General features: G+C 54.8%; 11 protein-coding genes. 5 read left to right on the forward strand and 6 right to left on the reverse strand.

Annotation, left to right across the window (positions count from 1 at the left end):
* Positions 1 to 163: 163 nt before the first annotated feature.
* Complete coding sequence (locus tag ASD54_RS04425) at positions 164 to 1,801, reverse strand: DUF4214 domain-containing protein (protein WP_062553420.1); 1,638 nt, start codon at positions 1,799 to 1,801, stop codon at positions 164 to 166.
* Positions 1,802 to 2,126: 325 nt separating this feature from the next.
* On the opposite strand from ASD54_RS04425, the gene ASD54_RS04430 reads away from it, so the two are divergent.
* The gene (locus ASD54_RS04430; RefSeq protein WP_082547079.1) at positions 2,127 to 2,522 is read left to right on the forward strand and encodes a helix-turn-helix transcriptional regulator; all 396 of its coding nucleotides are present in this window, start codon (positions 2,127 to 2,129) and stop codon (positions 2,520 to 2,522) included.
* Between the two features lie 22 nt (positions 2,523 to 2,544).
* On the opposite strand, the gene ASD54_RS04435 is transcribed toward ASD54_RS04430, so the two are convergent.
* Complete coding sequence (locus ASD54_RS04435) at positions 2,545 to 3,021, reverse strand: NUDIX domain-containing protein (protein WP_062553421.1); 477 nt, start codon at positions 3,019 to 3,021, stop codon at positions 2,545 to 2,547.
* Between the two features lie 71 nt (positions 3,022 to 3,092).
* On the opposite strand from ASD54_RS04435, the gene ASD54_RS04440 reads away from it, so the two are divergent.
* Entirely contained in the window at positions 3,093 to 4,250 is a 1,158-nt protein-coding gene (locus ASD54_RS04440; RefSeq protein WP_162249547.1) for a DUF4214 domain-containing protein, read from the forward strand.
* Positions 4,251 to 4,429: 179 nt separating this feature from the next.
* Complete coding sequence (locus ASD54_RS04445) at positions 4,430 to 5,887, forward strand: hypothetical protein (protein WP_062553423.1); 1,458 nt, start codon at positions 4,430 to 4,432, stop codon at positions 5,885 to 5,887.
* Here ASD54_RS04445 and ASD54_RS04450 read toward each other — a convergent pair.
* Complete coding sequence (locus tag ASD54_RS04450) at positions 5,880 to 7,016, reverse strand: glycosyltransferase family 4 protein (protein ID WP_062553424.1); 1,137 nt, start codon at positions 7,014 to 7,016, stop codon at positions 5,880 to 5,882. The genes ASD54_RS04445 and ASD54_RS04450 overlap by 8 nt on opposite strands.
* A gap of 124 nt (positions 7,017 to 7,140) precedes the next feature.
* Complete coding sequence (locus tag ASD54_RS04455; protein ID WP_082547080.1) at positions 7,141 to 7,521, reverse strand: helix-turn-helix transcriptional regulator; 381 nt, start codon at positions 7,519 to 7,521, stop codon at positions 7,141 to 7,143.
* A gap of 336 nt (positions 7,522 to 7,857) precedes the next feature.
* On the opposite strand from ASD54_RS04455, the gene ASD54_RS04460 reads away from it, so the two are divergent.
* On the forward strand, positions 7,858 to 9,525 hold the full coding sequence (locus tag ASD54_RS04460) for a DUF4214 domain-containing protein (RefSeq protein ID WP_062553425.1): 1,668 nt from the start codon (positions 7,858 to 7,860) through the stop codon (positions 9,523 to 9,525).
* A gap of 131 nt (positions 9,526 to 9,656) precedes the next feature.
* On the opposite strand, the gene ASD54_RS04465 is transcribed toward ASD54_RS04460, so the two are convergent.
* The gene (locus ASD54_RS04465) at positions 9,657 to 11,729 is read right to left on the reverse strand and encodes a DUF4214 domain-containing protein (RefSeq protein WP_062553426.1); all 2,073 of its coding nucleotides are present in this window, start codon (positions 11,727 to 11,729) and stop codon (positions 9,657 to 9,659) included.
* A gap of 510 nt (positions 11,730 to 12,239) precedes the next feature.
* On the opposite strand from ASD54_RS04465, the gene ASD54_RS04470 reads away from it, so the two are divergent.
* Positions 12,240 to 14,225 (forward strand): DUF4214 domain-containing protein, encoded by a 1,986-nt coding sequence (locus tag ASD54_RS04470; RefSeq protein ID WP_062553427.1) that lies wholly within the window; start codon positions 12,240 to 12,242, stop codon positions 14,223 to 14,225.
* A gap of 49 nt (positions 14,226 to 14,274) precedes the next feature.
* Here ASD54_RS04470 and ASD54_RS04475 read toward each other — a convergent pair whose 3' ends face one another.
* Positions 14,275 to 15,237: a DUF4214 domain-containing protein gene (locus ASD54_RS04475; RefSeq protein ID WP_162249548.1), complete on the reverse strand. Its 963-nt coding sequence runs from the start codon at positions 15,235 to 15,237 to the stop codon at positions 14,275 to 14,277.
* Positions 15,238 to 15,309: the final 72 nt, after the last annotated feature.

Below are 15,309 nucleotides of genomic sequence, written 5' to 3' on the forward strand. Positions count from 1 at the left end.
ATCTTTAGCACAGGATTGCTGTCGCGAGAGGGCTCGGAGCCAGCAGTCGTCGACGATTACAATCTTGTTGCCCAACGACAACAAGATGAGGAGGGAAGCTATCCCCTGAATGCGAAAAACCCCCGGATTGCTCCGGGGGTTCCTCTGTCCAATCCGAGAGGGATTAGGCGAGAATGAAGTCCGCCTTGTCGATATCGGCGAACGTTGTACCCGTTACCTTGATGGAAACGTCGGAACCAGCATTGAAGTTACCATCGTTGTTGGCATCGATGTAGATCATCGCATCACCACCACCGAGGTCCTGCTTTACGATCTTGCCCGTGCCAGTGAAAAAGCCCGAGAAATCGCTGGCCAGCGCCGTTGTTCCGCCTGCTGTGTAGGTTGCAACAGTCGTATCAGAAGCGAATGCAAGAGCCTTGATGTCGAACTTGTCAGAGGCCGTAGCATTGAAGCCGTTGATCGTGTCCAGATTAACAAGTGTAGACTTGTTAGCAGCGGTGTAAACGATCGTGTCAGCGCCCGTGCCGAGCGTGATCGTGTCAGCCTTTGTGCCGCCAGAGATGGTTTCGCCGTTGTTGGTAGCCGTGTAGTTCAGCTTGCCGGTAAGGGCAGAAGCATCAACAGTCTTGAGTGCAGCAGCCGAGCTCTGGTTGAGCGTCAGATCGTTTGCACCAGTGATTACCAACTTGGTAGCCTGCGCAGCAGAGATCGTTGCAACGTTGGTGTCAGCAGCCGCAGCACCGGTGCTGTTTACCGTCAGCGTTTCAATAGCGTCTACAGTGATACCAAGACCAGTTGTAACCTTAGCGAGCGAGATAGCAGCCGAGTCAGCAGAACCGGCAGCATCACGGAAGGACAAGGCAACGTCACCAGCAGCATCGCCCGTGATGTTCTTGAATTCAACCGTCGCAGCCTTTTCCACGTTCGAAATCGTGAGCGTTTGACCGGTAGTAACGGCATCAATGATCTGAATTTTCTGAGCGCCGGAAACATCGTTTGCATTGAACGTTACACCGCCTGCGAGCGTACCGTAGGTCAGGTTGATGTTTTCAACGTTCTTGATGACAGCAGCTACGCTTGCACCTGCGGTAACTGCCATAGTCGCGTTCAGCGTATCGGTACCGGCTCCACCGTCGATGGAGTCAGATGTTCCGAGATCGCCAGCAGCAACGGCGCGGAGAGTGTCATTGCCAGCAGTTGTCTTGGTGGCATCGGTCGTCGTGTTCGGACCGATCGTGTCAGCGCCAGCAGCAAGCGTCAGCGTTACGCCAACAGTGCCAGTACCGCCGTTTGTGGAAGCTGTGACCATAGCTGCAACAGCCGTATCAACAGCAGCAGCCGTCGGAACAGTCGTCGAAACGCCCGTTACGAAAGCGCGGCCCTGAGCAGCAGCAGCCAGACCGGAGTAGGCTACAACTTCAGAACCCGTGTCGAGTGCCTTGGTGTAGAGGTCGGCAGCAGCGATCTTGTTGTTGGAGACCGTGCGGTCGTTGCCCTGTGCACCATCAAGGATCGCGATTGCGATGTTGTTGATGTTGAGCGAGCCGTTTGCCAGCGCGTTGGAGAAGAAGTTCAGGCCAGTCAGGTCCGCATCGCGGCCGAACAGGGACTGATAGATCGAGTTGATGATCTGAACGTTGTTCAGGCCAGTGAAGCGGGCCTGGTACTCAGACGTAGAGGCAAGGTTGCCGATAGCGGTGAGGTTCGCGCCGTTGTTCGTAACGGTGTTGAAGTATGCGAGACCTGTCGGGTCAGCCGGACGGCCGAACAGCGCGACATATACGCCCTGAATAGTTGCCATAGTGAAATTCCTCTCGATTGGATGACCAATGTTTCGGTCGAGCCAAGAGGTATAGCGATCCACTCAACAGGTCAATAACTCACTATACGAATTTCGCTAAAATTTCTCGTCTTTGGTGTATGATACTGAATCATAACATCTTTTTTCGCGCCAAAATCGGCAAATTCTGAAAATCAAATGCGCATATTAGAGCGTTTTCGCATTTTTTTCCTCTTTGTGACGCAATGTCGGCTCTTTTGCGGTTTACACAAGTCAATGATTCACTATATAAGAAGCACTGTAACAGGGCGCGCTGGGCAGCGGCGCCCGAGGGGCCGGGATAGTCATGCACTCACAGTTGGAAAATGTGTCGACCAAGGATGAAGCAGCCGCACTACGGCGCGAAGCGGGTTCCTGGCTGAAGGAAAGACGCGAAGCCGTGGGCCTCAGCCAGCGTGAACTCGCCGTCAAGGTCGGCATCGAATACTATACATTTATCTCGCAGATCGAGGCAGGCCGCGGCCGGGTTCCGGCAGAGCGCTACGAGGCCTATGCCAATGCGCTGGGCATCAATCCGCGCGAATTCACGCTGATCATGCTGAGCTATAACGAGCCGGCGATCTACCGCCTGCTGCAGATGAGCGCCAAGCCGGAAGCGGCGCCTGCGCCTGAGAAAAGCGGCTCCGTGATCGTGGATCTGGAAAAGCGCCTTTCCATGCTTGAGTCCATGCTCATCAAGTAACAACAGGTATAGCGGCGGCACATCACCATGCCGCTGCGCCGAATTCCCCGATCACCCATTCCTGGATGCGACGCTGGCAAGCGGGATCCAGATCCGGCGGCAGCTCTGCCATCGAAAAGAAGCGCCCCTCGATGATTTCGAAGTTGCGGCTGAAGCCATCCGGTTGCGACACCTGCGCGGTGAACAGCACGATATGCTCCCGCCGTGAGCCTTCGACATTCAGGTAGACATATTTCAGCATAGGCTTCCCGAGGATCTGGAGATTGCCCTCCTCTCGCAGTTCGGCGGCGAGCGCCTCCTCCACGCTGACACCATTATCCACCCCGCCGCCCGGCAGATGCCAGCCCGGTGTGTAGCTATGCCGGACAAGATAGATCCGGTTCTCCGCATCGGTGCAGATGGCCCGGACCGACAGGATTTTTCCGCTGAAAAATGAATAGTGTAGCCGCAAGATCTTCGAGAAGAGACGGCTGACGGCGGAAGCGAGATGCAATTTCATGGCGCTCTGATATCTTGGATTCTGCTGCGATGCACGTTTATCCTGGCGGATCTTGCGAAGAGGGAACGAAGATGGCGTCCTATAATCTGGCTGGCCCCAAATGGGGCGATGCGACCTATGGCACAAGTGGCGGCCAGATTACGTGGAGTTTTGCGGTGCAAAGCTGGGGCGGGTTCAACTTCAAGCCGATAACAGACACCGCCTATCAGCAATTGATCCGCGATGCCTTTGCTGCCTGGTCTACCGTCGCCAATATCAGCTTCGTCGAGATCCCCGATGGAACATCCGCGAAACTGCGGATCGGCTGGGATCAGATCGATGGTCCGGGCAAGACGCTTGGCGAGGCAAGCTGGCAAGCAATATCGACCAACAATGTCAACTTCTCGATTTCCGGCGCCGAGATCCGCTTTGATACGGCTGAAAGCTGGTCCACCAACAAGAATACGACGACCGCCGGTCCGCTTTCCAATTTCTACACCACGGCCCTTCACGAGATCGGCCATGCGATCGGCCTTGGCCATACCGATGACAAAAGCCAGATCATGTATGCGCTCGCCAATGATCAGGTGACCTTGAACACCGGGGATATAGCGGGCGCGCAGGTCCTGTATGGCGCCGCACCCCTCCGCGGTTTCGTTGCCACCAATGGCAATGACACATTCACGCTGACCACCGGCAATGACGTGATTGATGGCCTTGCAGGAACAGATACCGCCATCTTTGCGGCAAGCCGCGCCCAGATCAACCTTGCGAAAGCCGGCGCAACAATCACCGCCACAGGGCAAGGCACGGACCAGCTGACGAATATCGAGCGTCTTCAGTTCAATGATGGAACGCTGGCCTTCGACACGACCGGCAATGCCGGTCAGGTCTATCGCCTCTACAAGGCCGCGCTTGACCGTACGCCGGATCAATCTGGCCTGGGTTACTGGATCAAGCAACTGGATGCGGGCAAGGGCGATATCGTCTGGATGTCAGCCAATTTCATCGATTCCGCCGAGTTCAAGGCCACCTATGGCACGCCGCAAACGGTGAACAACACGGCATTCGTCAACCTGGTCTACAAGAACGTGCTGGGACGATCGCCGGATGCTGCGGGCTTCAGCTTCTGGGAGGGCAAGTTGGCGGGTGGCTATCAACGCGAAAAGCTGATGGCAGACTTTTCCGAAAGCACCGAGAACCAGACGAATGTGGCGACCGCCATCAAGGACGGGATCTGGTACGTATAGTCTGGTATGTGTAACTTACGCCACATATGCAAATAACACGTGCAGAAACGACAACTTACCCTCCATCGCCTTGAGGCTTCGGATTGCCAGATGACGCAATTTGGCATAGTGATTTAGACCTTGCATTGCTGCTTCGAAAGCGGCACGGATAGCAATGAGTAAAACAGAGAACGGATTGCATGCGGATTCTGCCTTTCCCGACCAAGAACGCCCGCAAGCCCGCACCCCAGATTGCGGACTGGTCACAGCAGGAAATTGCAGATTTTTACCGCGCACACCGACTTCTGGCCGAAAATGGCGCGGCGATCGGCATTGATCGTGGCCTGAGCGATATCGGCGAACCATGGCTCGTTTTCTTCGACCAAAGCTCACAGGATGTTTTCCTGCATGTGGCGCGTATCGATGATCGCTGCCATCTGATCTGCGATCCGCTGAACCTGCGCATCTCTGCGGCCAACATCGCCGCGTTGATCATGGAATTCGAGGCTGCCGTCCGGACCTCGCTCTCCATTCGCTCCGAGCGTGCGAAGAACGTCGTCATCCACCCGGCGGCACGCATCATCATGTCGATCTCCGCTATCTTCCTGCTGTTCAAGCTGGAAAACAGCGAAGCCCAGGCCAAGGGTCTGGCCGACAAGGTTTCAGTTACCGGTGATGCCACGGGCCCGGCCCGGCTGATCGACAAATCCAGCGCTGCCTTTGCGCGTGCGCAAAACGCGTTTGCGCGTGCTTTCGATAGCGTGGATGCGCCTGCCAATGCCGCACTTCTGGCCGGTGTCATCCTGGCTGGCGAATTGGCCATGACACTTGATGCCAATACCAAGGTACTGGCGACGGAAACGGAAAAGACCGTTGTCCTGCCGCATGCCGAGGATGCCCCTGCTCTTCAGCTGCTTGAAGGCTCCGAGCAGCACAAGATGCTCGTTCCGCAGACCGAAACTGCAGTGCATGTGCAGTCCTCTGCCCGCACACAGCCGGTTACCGAAGTACTTCAGGCGGCGAAAAACAACGGCGAAACGGCCCATGCCCTGACGCAGCCGCAACAGGTCATCCTGAAGGAGGCCGCGCCTGTCCTCAATAATCCGGTGGTCGAGCAGCATTCGAACCTGCATACGGAAGTCAGCAATCAGGACGTGGTGATCAAATCATCCGAGCCGATGGCAAGGACGGCGGAGCCCGAAGCGGAAAGCGCGCCCGTTACAAGCAGTAATGGATTGAAGGCACTCACCGAAGAGCCCATCAAGACCGGCGGCATCCTGTTCAACTACAAACCGACGAGCTCGACGACGCCGGCCAAGGAAGCTGCACCGGAGGCCGCAAAGCCTGCGCCGGAGCCGATCATTCCGGTCTCCATCAGCACATTGGACCAGCTGACAAGCAAAGCTGGCTTTGCGCTGAAAACGAGCTTCGATATCGTGAAGTCCCATGCCCTTCAGGACTATCTGACGAAGCAGATGGGTGGCGAGTTCACGTTCGAATATCAGACCAGTGGTAAACTGCTCATCGAACAGGTTGGGATCGAGAATATCAAGACCAGCGAAATCGGCATCTGGACGAATGTCATCAGCGATCAGAGCTCTGTGTCGGTAGTCGGCAAGGCGTCGATCATCGACGACGCCCTGACCTTCTTCAACTGATCGAGCGGCCTGCTTTTCCAGACTTCGCCACATCACGATAGATCTGCGCATAGGCGGCGGTCATGCGGTCTGCGGTAAACATTGCCTCATACCGCAGTCGCGCTGCTGCGCCGTAACGGGCGCATAAAGCCTCATCCTGCCAAAGCACCTGCATGGCGCAAGCCAAGGCCTGCGGATCGCCAGGCGCAATCGTTATTCCCGTCTCACCGTTGAGGTTCACATAGCTGGTGCCGGTCCCGATTTCGCAGGAAATCATCGGCTTACCTGCCATGGCAGCTTCGACAAGTGATAGACCGAAGGCTTCGGATCGCAAGTGGGAAGGAAAGACGAGCGCGCGGCAGAGCGAAAGCAGCGCCGTCTTGTCAGTATCCTCCAGCGGACCGAGAAAATGAAGGTTGCTCAAGCCATCGGCTGCGGCGCGGCTGCGAAACTCCTCTTCCGCACCACCCCCGCCAATCACCACGATCGGCAATTGCGTGCGCTTTGCGGCTTCATAGAGAACATGAATTCCCTTGTAATAGCGCAGCACGCCGACGAAGAGAAAGAAATCGCCCGGAAAACGCTGACGCCAACGCTCTGTTCGCGCCGAATCAGCGGCGGGATAATCTGCTTCGGCCAGACCAAGCGGCACAACCTGCACCTTGTCGCGATGGCGCTGAAGCACCGGGCTGGAGGCCAGATAATTCGGTGACGTGGCAATGATTCGGTCTGCTCGCGCCAGAAACCGGTGCATCAAGGGACTATACAGCTTCAAGAGCAGCTTCTGCTTCACGATATCGGAATGATAGGTCACCACCACCGGCTTGCCATGCGGCACGACCATTTCCACCATATCCATGAAGGGCCAGGGGAAATGATAGTTGATGACATCGGCCTCTTTCGCCAGTCGCCGAAACGCGCCGAAAGCCTCGCGGGAAAAGCCGGTCGATGCGACATCGAGATCGCACTTCATCTGTGTGACGCGATGATCATCAAACTCGAAGGGCTCGGGCTTCGGGGATGGGCTTAATGACAGAACATCCGCCTCAATGCCATGCGCGCGGCACCCCTTTGCCAGGGCGTGAATGGTTCGCTCTACGCCTCCAAACGTGTCGGGCCAGTAGGTTTTGAAGAAATGAAGAACGCGCATGAGAATTCCGTATCCAACGTGAATTCTCTTTTGCCGGTTTGCCGCGGCGGGAGCAAGGCGTCTTGGCCAAAACGCAAAACGGCGACCGAATGGCCGCCGCTGAATGCAAGAGGACTAACCGGACTTATTCGCCGAGGCGTGCCTCAAGACGACGCAGCCGCTCCTCGAGATCGGAGATGGAAGCCGCCTTGGCTTCAACCTCTTGCTTTGGCTCTTCCAGCAGCCGGAAGATGATCGGGTCGTTATAACGCAGCATGGTCATCGTAAAGTCGCGCGGAGAAACGCGTAAAGCTGCAGAATAAGCCTCATAGCGCTCTGCCGGAACCCGGCCACGACCAGCTTCGATCTGCGAGATAAAGGTATAGTATTCAATACCGACGCGCGCGGCGAGTTCACGCTGGCTCAAGCCTGCCGCCTCGCGTTTTTCCTTAAGCCAGGCGCCACCTTCGCGCCGCAGGGCAACGGTGTCGTCCCGGCTCAAAACCTGCTGAAGTGGCGAACTCATCGGCGCTGTACCCTTTGGAATAAGAAAGAAGCATACACAAGGCGTGTATCTGTTCTCACTCTATAGTGCGAATGCTTAACTTTTGTAAAGCGCAAATCATATGACAAAGCCATATTTTTGCCAGAAGGCTTAAGCGACCCCTATGAAATAGAGCCAAAAGACCTAAAAATCGTGTTTTACGAGACTTAAAATCACTAAGCAGTTCCTGAAGTTGCGAAATCACGTAAAAAAATACAGCATTCACTATAGCAGGTTATTGACCTGTCGCTGCACTGCGTATAGCAATCACTACCGACCACCAAATCGGTCGTTCCAAATCTCGAGAGGAATTCTAAAATGGCAACTATTCAGGGCGTATATGTCGCGCTGTTCGGCCGTCCGGCTGACCCGACAGGTCTCGCATACTTCAACTCCGTTACGAACAACGGTGCGAACCTCAATGCGATCGGTAACCTTGCTACCCAGTCTGAGTACACGGCTCGTTTCTCTGGCCTGAATAACGTTCAGATCATCAACACCATCTACCAGTCCCTGTTCGGCCGCGATGCTGACCTGACCGGCCTGACCTTCTTCGCTGACGCGCTCGCGAAGGGCACGCTCAACATCAACAACATCGCAATTGCGATCCTTGATGGCGCCCAGGGCACCGACAAGACGATCGTGACGAACAAGGTTGCTGCTGCTGATCTCTACACGAAGGCTCTCGACACGGGTGCTGAAGTTGTTGCTTACTCCGGTCTGTCTGCTGCCGCTGCTGGCCGTACATTCCTGACTGGCGTTACGACCACTGTTCCGACAGCTGCTGCTGTTGATACAGCTGTTGCCGCTATGGTTACGACTTCAACTGGCGGCGGCACTGGCACAACCGGTGTTATCCTGACGCTGACTGCTGGCGCTGACACGTTCACGACAACGGCGACTGCTGATTCCAGCAAGACAACTGCTGGTAACGACACAATCCGTGGTCTGACTGCCGGTCACATCAACGCAGCTGACGTTATCGACGGCGGCGCTGGTACAGACACGCTGAACGCCTTGGCCGCTCTGGACGCCACCGTTAAGCCGGTATTCACAAGCGTTGAGAACGTTAACCTCACTTACGGTACCCTGACGGCTGCTGCTGGTTTCGACGCGACGGACAGCAACGGCATTCTCAAGCTCTCCGGAATCGATGTTAAGATCGACGCTGCTGCCAACACCCTTACTTTCGCTGGCGTTAATAAGTCCACCACCGTGGAACTCAAGAACATCACTTCGGACAACGGTGCAGGTACTGCAATCCAGGGCGAAGCAATTGTGAACTTCAAGGACGTTGCAGGCTCCAACGACTCTGCTACGGTTTCGCTTGCTAAGGTCACACTTGGTGCTGCCGACACTCTGAAGCTTTCGGTTGCTGGCATCGAGAACCTGACGCTGAATAGCACGGGTGCAACTGGTGAAACGAATACTGCAGTTCTGAACGCAGCAGCGACCTCAAAACTGGTTATCACTGGCGATCGTGACCTCACGCTCGACAACACAGCTGCTGGTACGTCTGTAACGGCGCTCAAGACGGTTGACGCTTCTGCTTTCACGGCAAAGCTGACCTACACGGCTTCTGCAAACGGTGAAACCATTTCCGGCGGCACGAAGGGCGATGCTATCACGCTCGGCGGTGGCGCTGATACTCTGGTCTACACAGCTGCCAATGCATCGACCCTGAACAATCAGGACTCGATCACTGGCTTCAACGCTGGTACCAGCACGACGGCTGTTGACAAGATCAACCTTGCTGCTCTGTCTCTCGGTTCTGACACCACGATCGGTGCAACGAACCTGAGCCCGGCTGGCGACACGGCTGCCTTCTTCTCGGGCACAAATCGTATCGTCTTCAACGACACGACGAAGGTTCTCTACGTCGACGTCAACAAGGATGGCGCATTCAACGCCGCTACCGATGTTGCTGTAACCCTGACGGGTGTAGCCGCAGCCAACCTCGACAAGGGTGACTTCATCCTCGCCTAATTCCCGCTCGGTTGGGAAACGAAGGCCCCCGGAGCAATCCGGGGGTTTTTTGTTGGAGAGAACCTAAATCGCCCGGCATATGAATGCCGGGCGCAGATAGAGAATTCAGACTTTACTGCCTTATTTTTGCGTCACGCGGACCAACCCCCATCTACCCAAACCTGAATATGGTTCGAGGCAAGTTCTTTGACACCAGCTGCGTCGTACGCCTTAAACTCGATGTCGAACGTTCCCTTGGTGAAGTTATAGGTCTGTATTCCAGCTGTATTAGGATCGCCGTCAATTTTGTCGCGGATAAAACCAAAACCGAAGTTTACACTGTTTTGTGAGATCTTGGCATTTGCCGCACCGTCATCATCAGAAAATCCGGCTGTTGCATCCAACGTTCCGTCTGACTTGACCAAAACCCAAGGAGTTGTAGCAAGGTTTGGGGCTGTTCCCTTCTGCATTTCGAAGACCAGATAGCTGGTCTTTTCGGTCGGATCGATATCCACAAATGCCTTGAACTTATAGTCATTCACCGTTTTGTCTGCATTTTGCTTATTCAAGCCGGTTGCAACGGCAAAGTCGAAGCTCCACTTTGCTCGATTGGCGTTGCCATCTTGTGCACCGGCTCCAACCTTGTATTCAATAATGCCGTCATTGTTGGTATCGCTCGGAGTATAATCAGCACCCTGCCGAACCTTGGCTTTCAACGCCAATTCGATACCAGCGCCTTCATGACGAACGATGTTGAAACCATCCGCCGTATTGCCAGAGCCTACAAATAGCTCATTGGTTCCTTTGACAGCCGATGCATCGATCTTGCCGCTCATCGCCTTATCCAGATAATCAGGCCGTGCCCAGCCTTTGGCATAATCGAAGGCGCGAACAGCATCATGATCCGATTTGCCGACGTTGGTTTTGTTGCCATCATAAACAAGTCGGTTCTCGTATTCGTCCGGGATGCGCGCGAGAAAAGCATCCTTATCAGTGCCGGTGAAACGGCTTTCCACACTTACCTTATTAAGGTTTCCAAGCAGGTTATCGTGCATGCTCTGGCTGCGCTCTGCTCCGACGGCCGTATTTGCCTTGGCAACCAGATCTGTGAACGGCGTTCCACCCTTGGCAAGGAAATCTACATAACGGAGGCCGAGATTGATAAAGTCCGTATTGATCTTATCATTGCTGTAACCGGCGACACCATAGCGGTCATCGAGCACATCCCAGATACCTTTGATTGTATCTGCCTCGTTACCATTGACGGTGAAGCCTGTACCAGCAGCAACCTTACCATAGAGATCATCCAGCGAAGGAGAAGGCTCGAAGCGAGCTTTTGCATCGGCTAAAGAACCATCCGCATTCTTGAAAAGAACGCCCTGCACATCGAGAGTTCCAGTACCGGAAATTTCCTTAAGATTGGAGGCGCCATTCAGTGGACCAGTACCCAATGTGTGCAGCTTGGCTCCGCTGGAGAGCGTGATCTTTTCCACATCTGCAGCGTTGATAACCGAGCTGCTGAAACCATTGGCGGAAATGATAAGCGTGCTTCCAGAGAGAGTGACAGTCGCATCCGCGTTAGCCGCAAGCACCAGAGTTTTTGTTGAATCCAACGATGCGACTGCTGGAGCAGGCGTCGTTCCGCCACCTCCACCGCCGCCGCCAGTCGTTGGCGTTTGTCCCTCTGCTGGTGTCTGACCACCCGTTGCGTTGGGCAGCCCAGTATTGATAGAACTCTGAACCTGGGTTGCAGAGGGAACCGAGTTCGGATCTGTCGAAACGGTCTTGATGAAATCTCGCGCAAAGTTGGCGGCATTCGTGCCATTATAGGCAGCGATTTCCGCCGGTGTATCAATGCTAGCGGTGAAGACATTGGCAGCCTTCTCCCGGTTCTGGATCAAGGTCAGGTCGTTGCCACTGGCACCGTCAAGAATATTGATGGCGATGCTGCCGATGCTCTGCTTGCCACTCTTCAGTTGCTCCGTGAAGAAAGCCAATCCGGCAGCATCAGGCAAGCGATCAAAAAGCGCCTGATAGACAACCGTAACCAATGCGGCATCAGTCAGGCCGTTGAAGCGCGCTATCGCCTCCGGCAATTTCGTCATGGTATCGATGATCTTGGAAAGATCAGCACCGTTTTTGCTCTGCTCGGTCCAATATGCGAGACCTGCCGGATCAGCAGGACGGCCGAACAGGGCTAGATAGATTCCCTGTATGGATGCCATTGTCGTTCTCCCTAACCATTTTCCAAATACAACCGCCCTAACGTCACGCTTGCGCTAAAAGCGAAACCGGTTGCGGATTGCAGTTAAGGGTAGAAAATATAATTAATCAATCATTAATGTTAGTAAGAGGTTAATTTCCGCGAATCAGTTATATTTTGCGCCCTGCTACCAATGCGCCCTAGAGATAAAATCCCCATGTTTGCTTTATGGAAAACAACATATTAACGCGCGAGCAGGCAATATTTTCCTTAAATTAAGAGATCTTTTTAGTAATGATTTAATTTTCAGACGTTCGACCGCAAAAAGAGAAGCGCATTACCCTCACAATGCGCCGAAACATACTTCTTGCGCTCCAATAGCTCCCCCACAGCGACACATGTTTGAACGCCGGAGCGCGATGGTTAACAATTTAATTCATGATTTGATAAAATTGTACTAAATCACTGAAATATATATCAAATTTTATTCAGTACCTTCCGTTCAACAGCAAAAAACGGGCGGTATTGGGTCATGGCAAGTGTTGTTGCAAATAGTGCTACAGGTTCTGCAGTCATCGACAGTCTCATGACCTCGGCCCGCTGGGCGGGTGGCAGCATCACCTTTGGCTTCACCACCTCGGCCAGCCAGTACAGCGCCTCTTATGGATCAGGTGAACCGACCAAGGGCTTTCAGGCCCTGACGAGCACGCAGGCTTCGGCAGCGCGCGACGCTCTTTCTAGCTGGGCCGAACTGATCAATCTGAAGATCACGGAAACATCCGGTTCGACCGCCGATATCAAGATCGCCGCTTCCTCGCTTCCTGCAACCGCCTGGGCCTACACACCCAGCAGCACGGCAGAAGCTGGCGATGTCTGGATAGGTACTTCGAAGAACTACTATAACAACCCGGCAGACGGTAATTATGCCAAGCTCACCTTCATCCATGAACTGGGCCATGCGCTTGGCCTGAACCACCCGCACCAGCCGGTATTCGGTGCAGGCGGCAGTGGTTACGTGGCCGATGATGGTACCGGCAATGCAGTCTGCCCATGCTGCGGCGGCATGATCCATGGTGAAGGCGTCGGCTTCGAAGCTTCGGCGGGTGCGGCACCACAAGCCGGTGCTGGAAGCACTCTCGATTTCGGCACCAATGGCACTTACAGCGCGATCGATGCCATGGCCTACACGGTCATGAGCTACTCTTCCTATGCCGGTGATGGTCGTGGAGGCTATACCAATGGCACCTGGGATTATGCCCAGTCTCCCATGATCCGCGACATTGCAACGATCCAGCATCTTTACGGTGCCAATTACGAAACACGGGCTGGCAACACCGTCTATTCCTGGAGTGCCACAACGGGCGAGAAGTTCATCAACGGGGTTGGACAGGGCGCACCAGGCGGCAACAAGGTATTCGAAACCATCTGGGATGGCGGCGGCCGCGATACGATTGATCTTTCTAACTATGCAAGCAAGCTGACGATTGATCTCGCTCCCGGCGGCTGGATCAATTTCGGCAACTCCCAGGTCGCCAACCTGGGTGCAGGGCAGACTGCTCCTGGCAACGTCGCCATGTCGCTGCTCTTCGAAGGTGATCAGCGCTCCCTGATCGAAAACGCAATTGGCGGTTCGGGCAACGATCTGATCAAGGGCAATGTGGCCGATAACGTTCTGATTGGTGGCGCAGGCGATGACTGGATCGAAGGGATTAGCGGCCACAACATTCTGGCAGGCGGCACCATCGGCAAGGAGCTTTCCTATCTCGGTCTCGATCGCGGAGCCTATATCTCCTTTGCTCCCTCCATCAACGGCAATGACGGCAATGACACGCTCGTCGGCGGCTCCGGCAACGATATATTCGTCGTTCAGACAGGCAATGACACCGTGCAGGGCAATGGCGGCATCAACACACTTGTGCTGGACACGACGCTGGCAGCCCTGAAGATTGCCGGTTCTGTGACGAACTTCGTCGTCACCTATGGTGAGTTCAAGATCACCACTAGCGATATCGATTTCCTGGCAACGAAGGATGGTATCTTTGCCGTTGCCGGTTCGGATGCAGGCGTGGACTCAGCCAAGGCAGCCGCTTTGCGCCAGGACATCACGCTCGTCTACAATGCAGGCCTCGACCGCGCCATCGATACGTCGGGCCTCGCCTACTGGTCCAATATGCTGAGCAGCGGTGGTTCGCTGCGTGATCTTGCAAACGGGATCATCAGTGCCGATGAGTTTGCCAAGCTGTTCGGCAATCCCAAGAGCATGAGCGATACAGCTTTTGTCGAAGTTCTCTACAAGAACGTTCTGGATCGTGCTGGTGAAGCAGGCGGCATCGGATACTGGGTCAATACGCTCGCCAGCGGTACGAACAGCCGTGCAGATGTTCTGGTCGGCTTCTCCCTCAGCGCCGAAAACAAGACGGCCGTAGCATCGCACAGCAACGGTCAGGCAGATGCAACGACACCGAGCGTCGACTTGGTGGCCGTCACGCAAGACCATTGGCAGGGAATGTGGGCCTGATTGAACGCGAGACGCATGTAGCATCCCGTCCTGTTCAGTCCGCTCTCACTTAAGGCAAAAGCAGATCCGGCTGCATCGTCGTCAGGCCGACGGTTTCGACCGCAATTTCTGAATAGAATGCCGAAGGCCAGGTAAGATCCGAAGCTGAAGGTTCATGCGAGAGGAAATCCATCAGCGGCGATTTTGATGACTGTCCGGCCAGTGCAATTGTCACGACCTGTGAACCTGTGTTTCCGGCAGCATCCGTCGCAGTGATTGTAAAGCTCGCAACTTCCTTGTCACTGAGATAGCCGGACTTTTGCAAGCTGATGGCACCCGTGTTCCGGTCTATCGAAAAGGCCGCAGCATCCTGACCGGAAATCCCCCAGGTATTGAACTCAATATTGTTGATTGTCGCAGCCTTGAGGATCATGGATCCCGTCGTCGGTTCCGCAGACAGTTTTACAAGATCAGAAGAGGTGAAAACGAGAACGACCTTTTCTCCGTCGAAAGGCTTTTGTCCTTCATTCTGCGAAAGCTTGAGAATGATCTCGTCAATCGTAACGGCGTTGGGTTGCTTGGCTGCTGTGACGCCTGAGAGGAGATTACGACCGACGAGCGCGGCCGAGCTGCCTGCATAGGATTGCTGCTCCAGTGGCAGATCAAGGCTTCCGGTGAATAGATCCGCAGCAGCAAGCTTGGAATTTGCCATGGACAGGTCACTGCCCTGGGCACCATCCAGCATGGCGACAGCGAGCGTGGTTCGATCGTAATGGCCAGATTGCAGTTGCGAGAGCCAGTAGTTCAGTCCTGCCGTCTCAGGTGCGCGCCCGAAAACGGTCTGATACAGCAAGGCAACGGCACCCTTGTCAGAAAGACCGGAATAACGAGCCTGAAATTCGCTCTGTGCGGATAATGCCGAAAGACCACTCCAATCGCTGCCTCCCTTTGTCACCATGGACAGATAGGCAAGCCCCGCAGGGTCCGCCGGTCTGCCGAAGAGCGCAACATAAACGCCTTGTACCGTTGCCAAGCGAAATTCCTTGTCCGCAGTTGTATCTGAACTGTCAGGATCTCTCATGCCACGCAATGGCATTGTTAACCA

This window comes from Rhizobium sp. Root149 (assembly GCF_001427345.1).
GTDB lineage: Bacteria > Pseudomonadota > Alphaproteobacteria > Rhizobiales > Rhizobiaceae > Neorhizobium > Neorhizobium rhizoryzae.

Bases quoted from the DNA above. Each gene is read 5' to 3' on its own strand.
- ASD54_RS04425 (WP_062553420.1), bottom strand. From the start codon at position 1,801: ATGGCAACTATTCAGGGCGTATATGTCGCGCTGTTCGGCCGTCCGGCT.
- ASD54_RS04430 (WP_082547079.1), top strand. From the start codon at position 2,127: ATGCACTCACAGTTGGAAAATGTGTCGACCAAGGATGAAGCAGCCGCA.
- ASD54_RS04435 (WP_062553421.1), bottom strand. From the start codon at position 3,021: ATGAAATTGCATCTCGCTTCCGCCGTCAGCCGTCTCTTCTCGAAGATC.
- ASD54_RS04440 (WP_162249547.1), top strand. From the start codon at position 3,093: ATGGCGTCCTATAATCTGGCTGGCCCCAAATGGGGCGATGCGACCTAT.
- ASD54_RS04445 (WP_062553423.1), top strand. From the start codon at position 4,430: ATGCGGATTCTGCCTTTCCCGACCAAGAACGCCCGCAAGCCCGCACCC.
- ASD54_RS04450 (WP_062553424.1), bottom strand. From the start codon at position 7,016: ATGCGCGTTCTTCATTTCTTCAAAACCTACTGGCCCGACACGTTTGGA.
- ASD54_RS04455 (WP_082547080.1), bottom strand. From the start codon at position 7,521: ATGAGTTCGCCACTTCAGCAGGTTTTGAGCCGGGACGACACCGTTGCC.
- ASD54_RS04460 (WP_062553425.1), top strand. From the start codon at position 7,858: ATGGCAACTATTCAGGGCGTATATGTCGCGCTGTTCGGCCGTCCGGCT.
- ASD54_RS04465 (WP_062553426.1), bottom strand. From the start codon at position 11,729: ATGGCATCCATACAGGGAATCTATCTAGCCCTGTTCGGCCGTCCTGCT.
- ASD54_RS04470 (WP_062553427.1), top strand. From the start codon at position 12,240: ATGGCAAGTGTTGTTGCAAATAGTGCTACAGGTTCTGCAGTCATCGAC.